At 68.3% G+C, this 15521-nt stretch carries 11 protein-coding genes; 5 read left to right on the plus strand and 6 right to left on the minus strand.

Annotation, left to right across the window (positions count from 1 at the left end):
- Positions 1-7 precede the first annotated feature (7 nt).
- Positions 8-2152, minus strand: a complete 2145-nt coding sequence (locus tag BO221_RS24045; RefSeq protein WP_143195639.1) for a PAS domain S-box protein — start codon at positions 2150-2152, stop codon at positions 8-10.
- A 308-nt stretch (positions 2153-2460) separates the two neighbouring features.
- Here BO221_RS24045 and BO221_RS24050 point away from each other — a divergent pair, with 308 nt between their 5' ends.
- Positions 2461-6861 carry an AAA family ATPase gene (locus tag BO221_RS24050; RefSeq protein WP_073562798.1) on the plus strand — a complete coding sequence of 1467 codons (4401 nt, stop codon included), beginning with the start codon at positions 2461-2463 and terminating at the stop codon, positions 6859-6861.
- A 40-nt stretch (positions 6862-6901) separates the two neighbouring features.
- On the opposite strand, the gene BO221_RS24055 is transcribed toward BO221_RS24050, so the two are convergent.
- The 5 genes from BO221_RS24055 to BO221_RS24075 all read right to left on the minus strand — a co-directional run bounded on the left by BO221_RS24055 (position 6902) and on the right by BO221_RS24075 (position 11353).
- On the minus strand, positions 6902-7546 hold the full coding sequence (locus BO221_RS24055; RefSeq protein WP_143195640.1) for a hypothetical protein: 645 nt from the start codon (positions 7544-7546) through the stop codon (positions 6902-6904).
- Between the two features lie 68 nt (positions 7547-7614).
- The gene (locus BO221_RS24060) at positions 7615-8841 is read right to left on the minus strand and encodes a nitrous oxide reductase family maturation protein NosD (RefSeq protein ID WP_233166233.1); all 1227 of its coding nucleotides are present in this window, start codon (positions 8839-8841) and stop codon (positions 7615-7617) included.
- Between the two features lie 366 nt (positions 8842-9207).
- Positions 9208-10281 carry a YgcG family protein gene (locus tag BO221_RS24065; protein WP_073562801.1) on the minus strand — a complete coding sequence of 358 codons (1074 nt, stop codon included), beginning with the start codon at positions 10279-10281 and terminating at the stop codon, positions 9208-9210.
- Complete coding sequence (locus BO221_RS53940) at positions 10275-10904, minus strand: hypothetical protein (RefSeq protein ID WP_073562802.1); 630 nt, start codon at positions 10902-10904, stop codon at positions 10275-10277. The genes BO221_RS24065 and BO221_RS53940 overlap by 7 nt, the downstream gene beginning before the upstream one ends.
- Complete coding sequence (locus BO221_RS24075; RefSeq protein WP_073562803.1) at positions 10901-11353, minus strand: TPM domain-containing protein; 453 nt, start codon at positions 11351-11353, stop codon at positions 10901-10903. Before BO221_RS24075 ends, BO221_RS53940 begins: the two co-directional genes overlap by 4 nt.
- Before the next feature lie 96 nt (positions 11354-11449).
- On the opposite strand from BO221_RS24075, the gene BO221_RS24080 reads away from it, so the two are divergent.
- The 4 genes from BO221_RS24080 to BO221_RS24090 form a co-directional block, all read left to right on the plus strand.
- Complete coding sequence (locus BO221_RS24080) at positions 11450-12817, plus strand: TAXI family TRAP transporter solute-binding subunit (RefSeq protein WP_073562804.1); 1368 nt, start codon at positions 11450-11452, stop codon at positions 12815-12817.
- Positions 12814-13536, plus strand: coding sequence for a 1-acyl-sn-glycerol-3-phosphate acyltransferase (locus BO221_RS24085; RefSeq protein ID WP_073562805.1), 723 nt, complete (start codon positions 12814-12816; stop codon positions 13534-13536). Before BO221_RS24080 ends, BO221_RS24085 begins: the two co-directional genes overlap by 4 nt.
- 205 nt (positions 13537-13741) lie before the next feature.
- The gene (locus BO221_RS53945; RefSeq protein WP_143195641.1) at positions 13742-14116 is read left to right on the plus strand and encodes a hypothetical protein; all 375 of its coding nucleotides are present in this window, start codon (positions 13742-13744) and stop codon (positions 14114-14116) included.
- Positions 14117-14213: 97 nt separating this feature from the next.
- A partial coding sequence (locus BO221_RS24090; RefSeq protein WP_073562806.1) for an IS1182 family transposase occupies positions 14214-15521 on the plus strand: 1308 nt, incomplete at its 3' end.

The raw sequence follows: 15521 nt of genomic DNA on the forward strand, positions 1-15521 counted from the left end.
GTGAAAGTCAGACGAGCACGGGTAGCAGAAGCGTGAAGGTGGTACCACGGCCGGATTCGCTCTTCACCCGCATCTCCCCGCCCATCTTCTGGATGATGGACTGGCTGATGGACAGGCCGAGCCCCGTCCCGGAGCCGGCGGGCTTGGTGGTGAAGAAGGGCTCGAAGATGCGGGACAGCACCTCGGGAGGAATCCCGTGGCCGGTGTCCGAGATGTCGATGCGCACCCACTCCCCTTCCACCGCGGTGCTCACCCGGAGGACATTGCGCTCCGTGCCTCCGGACCGCATGGCCTGGGCCGCGTTGACGATCAGGTTGAGGAAGACCTGGCTGAGCCGGCCCTCGCTGGCGGACACGGGCGGCAGGGACTCCGCGTAGTGCAGCTCCAGCCGGGCCGTGTGCTTCAGCTCGTTGTTGGCCATGCGCAGCACCACATCCAGGCACGAGTGGATGTCCACCGGCGTCTGCTCCTCGCCCGCCGTATGCGAGAAGAACCGCATGTCGCGCACGATGTCCCGGATGCGCTGGCCCCCGACCAGGCACTCGGCGAGGATCTCCTTCACCTCGGAAAGCGTCTCCGACAGGCGCGGCGGCAGCCCGGGAATCGCCTCCAGCTCCCGCTCCAGCTCGTCCCTCCACTCCTGGAGATAACTGAGGTTGGAGAGCACATAGGACGTGGGGTTGTTGATCTCATGCGCGATGCCCGCCGCCAGCGCCCCCATCGAGGCCAGCCGGTCATTCTGGATGTTCTGCTGCTCCAGCCGCCGCTTCTCGGTGAGATCATCCCCGACGATGAGCAGGCGCCGCGCCGTGCCCGACACCTGGAGTGAAGCGGCGATCCCGAGCGCCACGCGCCCCCCGTTCGCCGAGCGCAGCCCCTGCTCCTCCAGCCGCACCGTGCCGCGCACGCGCAGATCCGTCAGCATGCGCCGCAGGGGGCCGCGATCGTCCTCGGACGCGAGCGTCTCGAAAGAGGTGCCGAGCAACTGCTCGCGGGAGATGCCCAGCAGCCGCTCCGCCACCGGGTTGACCTCCAGCACATTCCCGGCCGCGTCCAGCACGAAGACCACCTCGCGGGAGTGCTCCATCAGATGGAGGGTGCGCTCGTGGGCCTCGAGGACCTGCTCCTCCAGGTGGGCGGCATGCCGCTCGATGAGCTCCTTGGTCTCCTGCAGCGTGGACTCCTGGCGCCGGCGCTCGCTGATGTCCACGTAGATGCCGACCAGCCCCTGCACCACCCCCTCCGAGTCCTTCAGCGGCACCTTGCTCGTCAGGAACCAGGACACCTGTCCATCGGGGCGCTGGAGGGACTCCTCATAGGTGAGCCGCGGGACACCGGACTCCATCACCTCGCGATCAATCCGGCGGTAGATGCCGGCATTCGGGCTCGACACGGGCAGCTCGAAGTCCGTCCTGCCGATGACCTCCAGCGGCGAGGACACCCCCATGTCACGGGCGAACTGCTGGTTGCAGCCCAGGAAGATGCTGTGGCGATCCTTCCAGAACACCGAGTGGGGAATGTGGGCGAGGATGCTGGAGAGCAGCTCCTGCTGATCCACCAGCTCGCGCTCGATGCGCTGGCGCTCGCGCATCTCCGCCTGGAGGAACGCGTTGAGGGAGCGCATGCGCTCCTGGGCCTGCTCCAGCTCGGTGTTGCGCTCCTGGAGCCGCCGCGCCCGGGCGCGCATGCTCAGCACCAGCTCGATCTGACGCTGAAGCCCGTTCAGGCAGCGGCGCTGGGACTCACTCCACCCGCGAGGACGCCGGTCCAGGACGCAGAGCATCCCGATCGGCACGCCGTCCTCCGTCCGGAGCGGCACCCCCGCGAAGAAGCGGAGGAACGGCTCGCCCTGGACGAGCGGGTGGGTGGAGAAGCGCTCGTCGGCGACGGCGTCCTCGACGAGCAGGACGCCCTCGCGCTGGAGGGCGTGGGTGCAGAAGGAGTTGACACGCTCCGTCTCGCCCGGCCCATGCAGCCCCACGCTGGCCCTGAACCATTGCCGGTCCCGATCCACCAGGCTGATGAGGGCGATGGGCATGCCGCACGACGCAGCGGCGAGCCGCACCAGGTCCTCGTAGTCGGGTTCGGGAGGCATATCGGGGACGATGGAACGATCGAGTGCCTGCAGGCGCCGGGCTTCGTCTCTCTTCAAGGCTGGAGCGGGGGTGTGCATGGGGCGTGGCTCGAACTGTCGCGGCTCGGGAGTAGTCCCTGGAATGAACAGTCCGCCACATTTCCAAGACACGCGTACGCGCCATTGCGCGCCATGTAGGTCTCAGCACCCAAAGCACACAGCGGACCTGGACAACCCGCAACCGCAGCGCAATGTGGAATGCAAACTATCTTTCACTTCCATGGAATCCCCGATGTCACCCGGAGTGTGAGAAGGAGGAGGCCCTTCCGGGTGCTCGAGCGTGGGAAGTGGCATGCTCTCTTCCGCGTTCCACCGGCCCATCACCTATGGATACCCTCGATCGCTTCCAATTGCCCCAGCGCCTCTACGGACGCGACACGCACGTCGCCACGTTGCTGCGGAGCTTCGAGCGGGTCATCCAGGAAGGCCAGTCGGAGCTCATCCTGGTCCGCGGCTACTCCGGAATCGGCAAGTCGTCGGTGGTGCACACGCTGCGGGAGCCGGTGGTGCGGCGGCAGGGGTTCTTCCTGAGCGGGAAGTCCGAGCAGTTCCAGGGGGACATTCCCTACGCCACCCTGTCGCAGGCCCTGGGCGGCCTGACACAACAGCTCCTGGAGGGCCCGGAGGAGCAGCTCGCCCGGTGGCGGGAGCGGCTGCGCGAGGCGTGGGGCGAGCAGGGCCAGGTCCTCGTGGACGTGGTGCCCCAACTGGAGCGCGTGGTGGGCCGGCAGCCAGCGGTTCCGGAGCTGCCCCCGGGAGACGCGCTGTATCGCTTCCAGCGGCTGTTCCAGAAGTTCCTCGGCGTGTTCGCCACCCCCGAGCACCCGCTCGTCGTGTTCCTGGATGATCTGCAGTGGGCCGATCTGGCGAGCCTCCGGCTCCTCCAGCACCTGCTCACCCACCCGGAGACGCCGCCGCTGCTGCTGATTGGCGCCTATCGCGACAACGAGGTGGGCCCTTCCCACGCGCTGGCGTTGAGGCTGACGGAGCTGCGCAACGCGAGGGTGCGGATGACGGACCTCCGGCTCGAGCCGCTGAGCCCCGAGCACATCCATCAGCTCGTCGCGGACGCCCTCCCGGGAGCGGGCGAGGGCATGGTGGGGCCGCTGTCGGCCCTGGCCCACGAGAAGACGGGCGGCAACCCCTTCTTCCTCACCCAGTTCATGTTGACGTTGCACCGGGACGGCCTGCTGACCCGGGCGGCCGATGGCGGGTGGCGGTGGGATGCCGCGGGGGTCCGGGCACAGGACTACTCCGACAACGTCGCCGACTTCATGGTGAGCCGGCTGCGCCAGTTGCCCGTCCGGACCCAGCACCTGCTGCAACTGGCCGCGTGCGTGGGCAACATCTTCCCGCGCCAGTTGCTGCTCATCCTCTCCGGCGCGGAGCCGGGCGAGGTGGAATCGGGCCTCGAGGAGGCGATCCGCGAGGGCATGCTGGTGCGCAGCGGCCCGGAGCAGTGCCGCTTCCTCCACGATCGCATCCAGCAGGCGGCCTATGACCTCATCCCCGAGCCGGAGCGCAAGGCCGTCCACCTGCGCATCGGCCGCCTGCTGCTGGCGAGCCTGCCGCCGGAGGAGCTCCGCGAGCAGATCTTCGATGTGGTGGGACAGCTCGACGCGGGAGTGGAGCTGATCACCAACGCGGGCGAGCGCCACCGGGTCGCCCGGCTGAACGCCGAGGCGGGCAGGAAGGCCCGGGCCTCGACCGCGTTCCGCTCGGCCGCGGACTTCTTCGCGCTGGCCCTCACGCTCATTCCGGGCGACCCCTGGGAGACGGACCCGGAGCTGGCGTTCAGGCTCCAGCTGGACCAGGCCCACAGTGAGTTCATGAGCGGCAACGCCGCCGAGGCGCGCCGGCTGGTGGAGTCGCTCCGGCCCCGGGCCCAGTCCCGCGTGGACCTGGCGGCGGTCTATCGCCTGGACAGCGAGCTGCTCCTCGCCGCCAATGAAATCCAGGGCGCCAAGGCGTGTCTGCTGGAGGCCCTGGACCGGCTCGGCATGCCCCTGCCTCCCCACCCCTCCCGGAGGGAGGTGGTGATCGCCAACGACGAAGTGTGGGCCCTGCTGGGTGAGCGCTCCATCGAGGATCTCCTCGAGCTGCCCCTCATGACCGACCCGGGCATGAAGGCGGTGATGGACGTGCTCGCCGCGCTGTTCACCCCGGCCATCTTCACGGACGAGAACCTGCTCATCCTCCACCTGTGCCGGATGGTCTCCCTGAGCCTCCTGTACGGAAATACCGAGGCCTCCGTCCACGGGTACGGCTGGTACGGGCTGACGCAGGGCTCCGTCTTCAAGCGGTACCGGGAAGGCCATGCCTTCGGCGTGCTCGCGAGCGAGCTGGTGGAGCGCCACGGCTTCTCCGCCGCGCGGGGGCGGGCGCTGTACGCCCTGGAGCTGAACAGCTATTGGGTGCGCCCCCTCTCCTACTCGCTGGAGGTCGTCCGCGACGCCTTCCACCAGGCGCTGCAGGGCGGGGACTTCCAGGTCGCCTGCTACTGCAGCAACCACATCGTCACGGACCGCCTCCTCCTGGGACACCCGCTGGAGGAGGTGTACCAGGAGACCCTCCCGCGGCTCGACTTCGCGCGCCAGTCCGGCTTCCAGGCCGTGCAGGACGTCCTCGTCCACACCCAGCGCTATGTGCAGCAGCTGCGCGGGCTGTCGCGCTCGTTCGACACGATGAGTGGTGACGGCTTCGACGAGGACGCCTTCGAGGCCAGCCTCACCGTGCACCACATGAGCACCATGCGGTGCTGGTACTGGATCCTCAAGATGCAGTCGCGCTTCATGTGCGGCGCCTACGCGCAGGCGCTGGAGGCGGGGGATCAGGCCGCGGAGCTCACCTGGGCCTCGCTCGGCCACATCCAGCTCTTGAACTTCCACCTCTACCGGGCGCTGGCGCTGGCGGCCTGCTACCCGGCGGCGGCGCCCCAGGAGCAACGGCAGTACCTGGACACCATGTGGCAGCACCAACAGCAACTGGCGGAGTGGGCGGGCCAGTGTCCCGACACCTTCCGCGCCGCCGAGCGGATGGTGTCCGCGGAGCTCTCCCGCCTCACCGGCGGCATGGAAGAAGCGCTCCGGGCCTATGAGGAGGCCATCCACTCCGCGCGCGCGCACGGCTTCATCCAGAACGTCGGCCTCGCCAACGAGCTGGCGGCGAGGTTCTGGCGCGAGCGCCGGGTCCCCACCCTCGCGGACGCCTATGCCCGGCACGCGCGCGAGGCCTATTTGAAGTGGGGGGCACTGGGGAAGGTCCGGCACCTGGAGGCGCTGTGGCCCCAGTTGGTTCCCCTCACGGCCCTTCATGCGCCCCACTCCGAGGTGGAGGCGGCCCAGAAGCTCGATGCGCTCGCCGTGGGGAGGGCCCAACGGGCCATCTCCGGAGAGCTGGACCTCGAGCGGCTGGCGACGACACTGGTGCGCGTGGCCGCCGAGCACGCGGGGGCCTCCCAGGGCGCCCTGCTCCTCGCCAACGATGGCGGCCTCTCGATCGCGGCGCTCCTGGAGACCCGGGAGAAGGATCTGCCCGGGAGTTTGATCTCCTACGTCGAGCGGACCCGGGAGCACGTGCTCATCGCGGACACGGCGCTGCCCCACTCCTTCTCATCCGAGACGTCCTTCGAGGGGAGCCCGCTCCGCTCGGTGCTCTGCCTGCCCCTGGTGCACCAGGAGGAGCTCCAGGGCGTGCTGTACCTGGGGAACACCCTCTCCGCACACACCTTCACCCCGGCACGCCTGTCGCTGCTCGGACAGCTGGCCGCGCAAGCCGCGATCTCGATCGATAACGCGCGGCGGCATGCCGTGCTCCAACGCGCCGTGGCCTCCCTGCGCGGTGCCCACGAAGCGCTCGCGCAACGCATGGAGGAGCAGGCGTGGGAGCTCAAGCAGGCCCAGACCCGGCTGGGGGACGTGGCTCGCGAGACGGGCTCGTCCGAGGTGGCCGCCAACGTGCTGCACAACATGGGCAACGTCCTCACCAGCGCCGTCCTCAACGCTCAGATTCTCCGCGACAAGGTGGAGAACTCGCGCATGGTCCGGCTCAAGCAACTCGCGAGCCTGCTGGAGCAGCATCAAGGAGACCTCGCGGGCTTCCTGACGAAGGATCCCCGGGGCCCCCAGTGGATGAGCTATCTCTCCGGCCTGGCCGATGAGCTGCTGCGTGAGCACACGTCCCTGAAGGAGAGCGCGGGGAAGCTGAGGGAGCACATCGAGCACATGCGCGCCATCATCCAGGTGCAGCAGGCCTATGCCCGGAGCTCGCTCCTGCCCGAGGAGTGCGACCTCTCGCAACTGGTCGAGGATGCACTGAGCATCCAACTGCCGGCGCTCCAGCGCAATGGCATCACCGTCACCCGGGAGCTTCGCGCGCAGCCCAAGGCGCGGCTGGACAAGCACCGGGTGTTGCAGATCCTCATCAACCTGCTCACCAACGCCCGCAACGCCATGAGTGCGTTGCCCGTGGCGCAACGGCAGCTATGGGTGCGGCTCGACGCGGAGGGCGGCACGGCACGCATCCAGGTGGTGGACAATGGGAAGGGGATCGCCCCAGAGCACCGCGAGCGGTTGTTCTCGCAAGGCTTCACCACCCGCGAGGAGGGACAGGGCCTGGGGCTCTACTCGAGCAGCCTGGCGGCGAAGTCACTGGGCGGCCGGCTCACCCTGGACAGCGAAGGGCCCGGCAAGGGCGCCACGGCCACGCTGGAGCTTCCGCTCGCGTAGCCGGGCCATCCACACGGGAGATGCTCCCCCCCGGCCCCACTCAGTAGGTGACGATGCTGGGAGCCTGCGCCCACTGGCCGAAGAAGCTCACGTAGGTGGCGACGAAGTTGTTTCCCGTCAAGATCGGGTACGGCCAGGCAGTGGTCGCCGGATCCTCGGTGAGCGAATTGCCGCCGAAGGAGCCAGTCACCTGGAGGTCGCCGTTGTTGAGGGAGAGCCCAGCCAGGTAGGTGCCGGCCGGCATCCCGGCTCCACCATTCGTCGGCACGTGATTCGACATCAGACCCACCACCTTCAGGGAGACCAACGAGCTCGGGTTCAGGCTGTGGACGCGGATGCGAGTCCAGGGACCGAAAGCCCGGATGTACTCTCCGAAGGAGTAGCCGGCCACGAGCCCATCGGCACTGACGGCGATCGCGATGTCCGGCAGGAGCTTCGAGGTCGCCAACTCGACGGTCGTGGGCGTCAACCCACAGGTGGCGGGCGTGAGCACCGCGCTCTGGACGGAGATCTTGTAGAGCGGCCGGTAGTAGTACGGCCACTCCGGATCGGCCACCTCCACGACCTTGATCGCGAAATCACAACCCGAGAAGGAAGCATGCTCCTCGCTGACGGGCGTCTGCGCCTGAGCCGATGAACCGAGCAACGCGACAATCCCAACGGCAATCGTTCCAAACCAACGCATGAGTACGGCCTCCACTGGGGAAGGGGGGCTCGGACTCTATGTGCTCGGAAGAGCGGAACGCACGGACTTCACTCCAGTACGGAGGAACCCGTATCCACCCCGAGCACTTGTCTCCACACCTCGAGCTTCTCAGGGGAAGTGAGGGTGAGTTGCTCACCCGGGAAGTTCGCGCCATCGCCCTTCAGGACGCCACCGCTGGCGTACTGGTTTTCCCTCATCAACACCCCTGGGCGATAACCGGCGGCACCTAGTCGAAGCAGCAACGATTGCGAACCTCCTCGGAGGACGTTGTTCCTGACCTCGAGCCCGGTGACGCTCCGGCCATCCGCCGCCAGCATCAGCCCGTAGCTGGCCGTGGTCTCGACTGTGTTGCCCACCACCCGTACGTTCCTCGCGCCCTCGATGCGGATGCCCTGCCCGTTTCCCGCGGGAATGTTGCGGATGTCCTGGAAGAGGTTGCCCTCCACCACGATGTTCTCGGGAGGCGTGCCGCCATCGAGGACGGAGACACCGCGCCCGGCGCGAGAGATGGAGTTGCCCTGGATGATGATGTCCCGGGCGGAGGCGTGGATGACCACGGCCTCCCCGGCCGACGAGCCCGCCTGACGGATGGCCGTGTTGGGGAAGCCGGAAATGACATTGTCCCGCACGGTGACGCGCAGGCACTGCTTGATGTCCACCCCGTTCTCGCCCTCGTCGTGCAGCGTGTTGCCCTCGATGAGCACACCGTCCGCGGGACCAGAACCCGGCTGGCACTGAATGGAGTCGCCCGAGTTGTGATGGATGTCATTGTCCCGGACGACGATGTTCCGCGCCGGGCCCACCACCGCCACACCATGGGAGTCATCTCCCGGCTTGATGAAGTGGTGGATGTGATTGTTCCGCACCGTGATGTCCCGCGCTCCCTCCACGCAGACACCCGCGCCCGCGGTGCCGCCCTTCAGCTCACTGCCCGAGAGGATGGACTGGCTCGCGGTGGCATCGAAGAGCACGGCGAACATGCCCGCTCCCCCGACGTCGATGAGCAGGTTCTCCAGGTTCCACCGCCCCTGCACGCGGAGGACCGCGCCGCGCACCCTGTCCTTCGGGACGAGGGTGGGCCTCGGCGAGCCCTCTCCGCGCAGGGTGATGGGGGCAACGCCCGAGCCCCGCGACTCGAGGACGAGTTCCTCCGGATAGACCCCCGGAAGCACCCGGATGATCTCTCCCGGCTTCGCGAGCGCCGCCGCCCGGCCGATGGTCCGCAATGGGGCCTCGAGCGTGCCCGCCCCACCGTCCGAGCCCTTCGTGCTCACGTACCAGCTCCGGCCCGAAGGCACCGGCGGTTGCGGCACGGGCAAGGGTTCCGTTGGCGAGGGCTCCTCCGGAGCGGGCTCCGATGGCTCGGGCCGGGGCTCCTCCGGAGCGGGCATTACCACCTGGGGCGACTGCGCATCTTCGTGACTGTCGTGTGCCGGAACCTCCGGCTCGCAGGCGAGCAGGAGCAGACAGGTGAACACTCCACACGCGCCCTTGAAGCGACCCTCGCCACCCGCGCCTCGCGTCACCCTGGACCCCCGCTCGCCAGCCCCATCGAGGCGCCGAAGGTTTTCACGAGGGCCGCCGGCATCAAGGGGACGGACCTGGGGAAAGGTGCGCACCTGCCCCGCGGGGCGGGGTTGCTACCAGGAGGAGCTGGCCCCACCCCCGCCGGAACTGCCCCCTCCCCCACCCCAGGAACCGCCCGAGCTGGAGTCCCCCGAGGACGAGGAGCTGAACGTGGAGCCGGAGTTGCTGAGGAACAAGAACAAGATTTCCAGCAGCACCCGGAAGACGGGCGGATAGGTGCCGATCACCAGCACGACGGCGAGGAGGGAAAAGGTCTTCCCGGACTCGAGGATCATGCTCAGCACGTTCATGCCGTGGTGGTCCGCGAGCGCCACCAGGCTGCCCCCCACGGCGCTCAGCCCCAGAACGAAGGCAATCCGGAAGGAGAAGTGCTGGGCCGCGAGGGTGACCACCAGGAACATCACGGCGAAGGTTGCCCAGGCCAGCAGGAAGTGGAACGTGGGGATCCAGATCGAGTGCACCATCAGGCCCGTGATGCCCATGGGCACGAGGACGAGCCCGCCGATGCTGCCTGCCAGCCGCGCGGTGCCGAGCTGCTCGCGCCAGACGCTCAGGCAGCAGCCGAGCAGCACACCCGCGAGGATTCCCATCCCGATCAGCGCCAGCATGATGTTGTTCACTCGCGCGGCGCTCACCGGAGCGAAGCCGGAGAGCCCCGGCACGTCCTGGACATCCGGCAGGTGATTGCGCACGCCCTGGATGACGCCCAGCAGAGCCCCACGGTAGTCACGCTCGCGGAGCAGTGGACCCTGTGCGTCGAGGATGCGCCTGACCGTGTCGTCCGGCAGGTACTCCTCCAGCCCATAGCCCACATCCAGGCGCACGCGCCGGTCATCCACCGCGAGCACGAAGAGGAGCCCATTGTCCAGGCCGGCGGTGCCTCCCTTCCACGCCTCGAAGACCCGCATCGAGTAGTCCTCGATGGGCTCGCCCCCGGTGGAATCCACGAGGAGCATCGCCATCTGCACGCCCGTCTCGTTGCGCAAGCGGACCAGCGCGCTGGACACCTCTTCATCGTCCGAGGACGACAGCAGCCCGCTTTGATCCTCCACGGGCTCATCGATGACCGGTGTGCTCCCCAGCAGGAGCGCCGGCAACAGCAGCACCAGGGCCGAGGCCTTCACCACGAGGTCACCTCGGAGGACAGGGGCACGGAGGAGGGCAGCCCCGAGAGGCGCACCACCCAGGAGCGCGGGAAGGAGGACGCGGAGGCGTTGTACTCGGTGGCCACGAGATCGTAGCGCCGCTGCTCCACGCTCACCCGGTTCTCCGCGCCGGAAATCTGGGCATCCCGCTCCGGGCCGGGGGTGGCGGTGGCATAGCGCGCCTGCTCCCGCGCCCGCCGCTCCACCACGTTGCGCACCTGCGCGTGCTGGCGCGTCACCTCCTGCAGCGTCGAGTTGAGGCCATTGCGCATGACGAGGCCGCTCATCCCGAGCACCACCGCCACGCCAGCGGCGGCCCACGCCCCCTTGCGCAGACGCTCGCGCCGGGCCTGCCGCGCCCGCTCCGCCTCGAGCTTCGCCTGCTCCTGGTCCCGGCGGCGCTGCTCCAGCACCCCCATCGCCTGGTCGATGTACTCGGCGGGGATGTCCAGCTCCTGCCCGATGCGCTTGACGTCCTCGGTGGTGAGCGTCTCCGGCGCCGAGTCCTTCTGCATCAGCCGGGTGGCGGTGTGGATGAGGTCGTCCACGTCATCGACGGCGACCTGCTGCCCCTGGGGGGAACGGTTCCGTGTCACGTCACTCATGCCTGGCTCACCACGTCCGGAAGTTCGTTGCCCCGGGTGTCCTCACCGGGAACGGCGGTGCGAAGCAGTCCGCCAATGCGCTCGATGGCCGTTTCCAACCCCGCCACGGGAGCCCCCTCGCGGAAGCCCTGGGCGAGCCCGTCCACCACCTCCTGCCAGAAACCCGGCTGGGCGGCGCCGTGGACGCCCTGGCCCGCGTAGACGGCGGCCTTGCGGTCGGCCACCGCGACGTAGAGGAGCACCCCGGTGTCCGCGGCCGTGCGGCGCATCCCGAGCTCCTCGAAGAGCTGGGCGGCCCGGGCCAACGGCTCCCCTCCGCGGCAGCTGCGCTCGAGGCGGACGACGACCTCGCCCCGGTGCCCCTCTTCCGCCCGGCGGATGGCCGCCACCAGACGCGCCTCCTCCGCCTTGCTCAGCTTCCATCTCGGACGAATCCACGACCAATCCATGGCGGGGAGGATATGCCATCCGGCCGAGCAGCGGAACGAGCTCCCCTGCCTGCCCAGCGGACATTCTCCACGCGGCGTCTATACTGCGCGCCCATCATGAAGAAGGACACGCTCAAGGAGCAGCTCCAGCGCACGTCGCGCCGCGACCTGTGGCTCACGGTCGCGCCCGCTGCTCTCCTCATCGGCATCGCGTTCGCCGTCACGTTCTACTTCGTCAAGCCCGCGCCTCCCATGAAGCTCGTGATCGCCACGCCCCAGGACGAGGGCGGCTTCCGCTACTTCGCGAAGAAGTATCAGGAGCGCCTCGCCCGGCACGGCGTCAAGGTGGAGATCCAGCAGACGAAGGGCTCCCTCAGCAGCGTGGAGCTCCTCTCCGAGGACACGGAACAGGCCGATGTCGCCTTCGTGCAGAGCGGCACGGCCAGCGGGGAGAAGGCGGCGCACATCGTCTCGCTCGGCAGCCTCTCGTATGTGCCCCTCTGGGTCTTCTACCGGGGCGAGCCCATCGACGACGTGCTCGGGTTGAAGGGCAAGCGCATCGCCATCGGGGGCGCCGAGAGCGGAACGCACGCGCTCGCCCGCACGCTGCTGTCGGTCAACGGCGCGGACAAGGCCCCGACGGAGCTCCTGCCGCTGGAGCGCGACGCGGCCATCGAGCAGCTCAAGAAGGGCCAGATCGACGCGGTGTTCCTCGTCTCGCCCGCGGAGGCGCCCGCCATCCAGAAGCTCGCGGCGGAACCCGGGGTGCGGCTCCTCAGCTTCACTCGCGGTGAGGCCTACGTCCGCCGCTACCCCTACCTGTCGAAGCTGGTGCTGCCCCGGGGGGTGTTCAACCTCGCCGCGGACATCCCCGAGCATGACGTGGTGCTGCTCGCGCCCACCGCGAACCTCGTCGCGAAGGACTCGCTGCACCCGGCGCTCGCCTATCTGCTCATGCGCACCGCGAGTGAGATCCACGGCAGCGCCGGGCTGCTGGACCGCTCCGGCGAGTTTCCCGCGCCGCTCGAGACCGGCTTCCCGCTCAGCAGCGAGGCCCGCCGCTACTACGACGCCGGCATCCCGCTGCTGCAGCGTTACCTCCCCTTCTGGGCCGCGAACCTGGTGGACCGGCTCTGGGTGATGCTGGTGCCCATCATCGCCGTGGTGGTGCCGCTCGGACGGGCCGTGCCGGCGCTGTACCTGTGGCGGGTGCGCTCGCGCATCTTCCGCTGGTATGCCCGCCTGAAGGAAATCGAGCTCCAGTTGGAGGAGAACCCCGGGCGAGAGATGCTCGAGGACATGATGAAGCGGCTCGAGGAGGCCGAGCGCGCGGTGAACCGGATCCCCGTGCCGCTGGCCTACGCCGAGAACCTCTACTTCTTCCGTGAGCACATCGACGTGGTCCGCCGGCGGCTCATCCGGCGGCTCTCCGGCGTTCCCGATAGCAGCCGGGAGCTCGTGGTGACGCAGGTGACCGCCTCATGAAGTACGTCGTGACCGCCTGGTTCTGGCTGCTCTTCCTCACCACCGCCCCGGTGCTCTTCGTGCTCGGGCTGGTGTTGTTCCTCGTGGCGTACCCGGTGGATCCGGACCGGCGGTGGCTGCACGCGCTGGTGTGCCGCTGGTGTCACATGCTGTGGCTGCACGCGTCCCCGGGGTGGCGCACGCGGGTGGAGGGCCGGGAGCTGCTGCCCTCCGGGGCCTGTGTGCTGGTGGCCAACCACCAGTCCGCCGCGGACATCCTGGCCGCCATGGGCCTGTTCCACCCCTACAAGTTCGTGGCCAAGGCGTCCCTGTTCTCCATCCCCATCGTGGGGTGGATGATGAGCCTGCTGGGCTACGTGCCCGTGAAGCGCGGCAGCACCAACTCCATGGGCAAGATGCTCGATCAATGCCGGTACTGGCTGCGCCGGGGCATGCCGGTGCTCATCTTCCCCGAGGGCACCTACTCGCAAGAGGGACTGCTGCGCTTCAAGCGGGGGGCCTTCCAGCTCGCGCTGGAGGAGCACGTGCCCGTGGTGCCGGTGGTCATCGAGGGCACCACCCAGCTCCTCGAGGGCGATGGCATCTGGATGAGCCCGCGCGCCTCCATGCGCGTGCGCGTGCTGCCACCGCTGTCCCCCGAGTCCTTCGCTCCGGACGCGGTGGCGCTCGCCGAGCAGGTGCGGGCGCTGTACGTGGACACGCTGGCCGCCACGGGCTGAGAGGCGGCGCGCTGTTGCCAGGCTCGCTCCTGGCCATGGCTGTCTTCAGGCGATGTGCAACCCGCCCTGGAGGGTGACCTCGTTCTCCCGAAAGCGGCGGCTTGCTCCTCGGGCGGGGAACTCCCGACCCCTCCTTGCCAAAACTGGCTCCAAGGAGCGGCGTTCTTAATTTAACGCTCGCTGTCAGGGAGATCGGAGAACCGCCATGAAGAGAAGCTCGCTGTTTTTGTCGCTCTTTTCGGTTTTATGCCTCTCCATCGCCGGATGCGGCGGAGACGAACGGAGCGCGGAACAACAACCCAGCGAACCCACCACGGAAGAGGGTACGCCGCCGGTGGGCAGCACGGAGGAGCAGCCCGAGCCCGGCGATGGACAGGTGCAAGCCCAGGGCAAGCAGTGCTGGGCCAACTGCACCGTGCAGAGTATCGGAGGAGGTTCGTGTCCAGCGACCATCAGCGGTTATGGGAACACGACCTTCCTGGGGGGCTGCAATAAAGCGTGTAACAAGGCCCAGGGTGATGCTGCGGCGAAGCTGCCCGCTGGATGTGTGATCAACACCTGTAGCTTCTCGGGCTGCTAGGAGCGTGTCGGAGTATCCCACCGTAGAGGGTGGACCAGAGGGGTGACGCCCCAGGTGGTCCTTCAGAGGGGAGGCGAGTTCTGGTTGAAGGTGGAGGGTGAGCACCACCTCGACGAAGAAGCCGGAGCAGGCCGCCCTGTTGGAAGTAGCCGCCAGCGAGAAGCCGGAGCGGGAGGAGGAGTCGAAGAGCTCCGCCCGCTACGCCTCGCCGAGGCCATTCCGGGAGTGGACGCCGGAGCAGGGGCAGTTGCTGCCGCAGTACGCGAGGGAGGTGCTGGGAGAGGGGCACCTGGCGTGCTTCTTCGCGGACCTGCGCAAGACGCTGGACTTCAGCCCCATACTGAAGGCGTACACCCAGGAGCGCGGCCAGCCGCCCTACCACCCGGTGATGATGACGCTGCTGCTCATGTACGCGTACGCGCGAGGCATTACGAGCAGCCGGGAGATTGAGCGGCGGTGCGAGACGGACATCGCCTTCCGCTACCTGACGGGAGGCGAGAGGCCCGACCACGACACGGTGTGCGCCTTCCGGGTGAGGCACCTGGAAGCCTTCCGAGCGCTCTTCGTGGACACGCTGCGGCTGGCGCGTAGCTCGGGGCTCAAGAAGCTGGGGCACCTGGCGGTGGACGGCTCGAAATGGAAGGCCAACGCCAGCAAGCACAAGGCCATGAGCTACGGACGCATGGAGGAGGCCATGAAGAAGCTGGACGAGCAGATTGACAGGCTGCTGGAGGAGGCCGCGGCGCTGGATGCCGAGGAGGACAAGCGTTACGGCAAGGGGCAGCGCGGGGATGAGCTGCCCGAGGAGATGAGGGACCCCAACAAGCGCGCCGAGCGGCTGCGGGAGGCGGCACGCCAGTTGGAGGCGGAGAAGAAGCTCGAGCTGGCGGTGGAGAAGGAGAAGCGCCGGGAGAAGATTCAAAAGGCCAAGGAGGACTTGGAGAAGGAGGCCAGGGAGAAGGCCGAGGCCAAGGGAGAGGACCCCGAGAAGGCCAGGCCCTCGGACAAGGCGCAGCGCAATTTCACCGACCCGGACTCGAGAATCATGCCTCGGGCAGGTGCCTTCCAGCAGTCCTACAACGCACAGGTAGCGGCGGACGCGGACACGCAATTGATAGTGGCGCAGCAGGTGGGGCAGAGCGCCAGCGATGCACGCCAGCTGACGCCCATGGTGGAGCAGGTGGAGGCCAACACGGGATTGGTGCCCGAGGAGCTGAGCGCGGATACGGGCTACCTGTGCAAGGAGGACATTGAGAAGGTAGAGGACAAGGGTGTGGAGTGCTTCATCGCCACCGGGCGCAGCAAGCATGGGGAGCAGGCACCGCCTGCCCCGCGAGGGCGCCCGCCGGCTGGCCTGAGCTTCAAGGAGCGCATGAAGCGCAAGGTTTTGACGAAGCGGGGGCGC

The organism is Archangium sp. Cb G35 (assembly GCF_001896145.1).
Lineage (GTDB): Bacteria > Myxococcota > Myxococcia > Myxococcales > Myxococcaceae > Archangium > Archangium violaceum.

Coding starts and splice junctions, on each gene's coding strand:
- BO221_RS24050 (WP_073562798.1), top strand. CDS start 2,461: ATGGATACCCTCGATCGCTTCCAATTGCCCCAGCGCCTCTACGGACGC.
- BO221_RS24055 (WP_143195640.1), bottom strand. CDS start 7,546: ATGCGTTGGTTTGGAACGATTGCCGTTGGGATTGTCGCGTTGCTCGGT.
- BO221_RS53945 (WP_143195641.1), top strand. CDS start 13,742: ATGAAGAGAAGCTCGCTGTTTTTGTCGCTCTTTTCGGTTTTATGCCTC.
- BO221_RS53940 (WP_073562802.1), bottom strand. CDS start 10,904: ATGAGTGACGTGACACGGAACCGTTCCCCCCAGGGGCAGCAGGTCGCC.
- BO221_RS24085 (WP_073562805.1), top strand. CDS start 12,814: ATGAAGTACGTCGTGACCGCCTGGTTCTGGCTGCTCTTCCTCACCACC.
- BO221_RS24075 (WP_073562803.1), bottom strand. CDS start 11,353: ATGGATTGGTCGTGGATTCGTCCGAGATGGAAGCTGAGCAAGGCGGAG.
- BO221_RS24080 (WP_073562804.1), top strand. CDS start 11,450: ATGAAGAAGGACACGCTCAAGGAGCAGCTCCAGCGCACGTCGCGCCGC.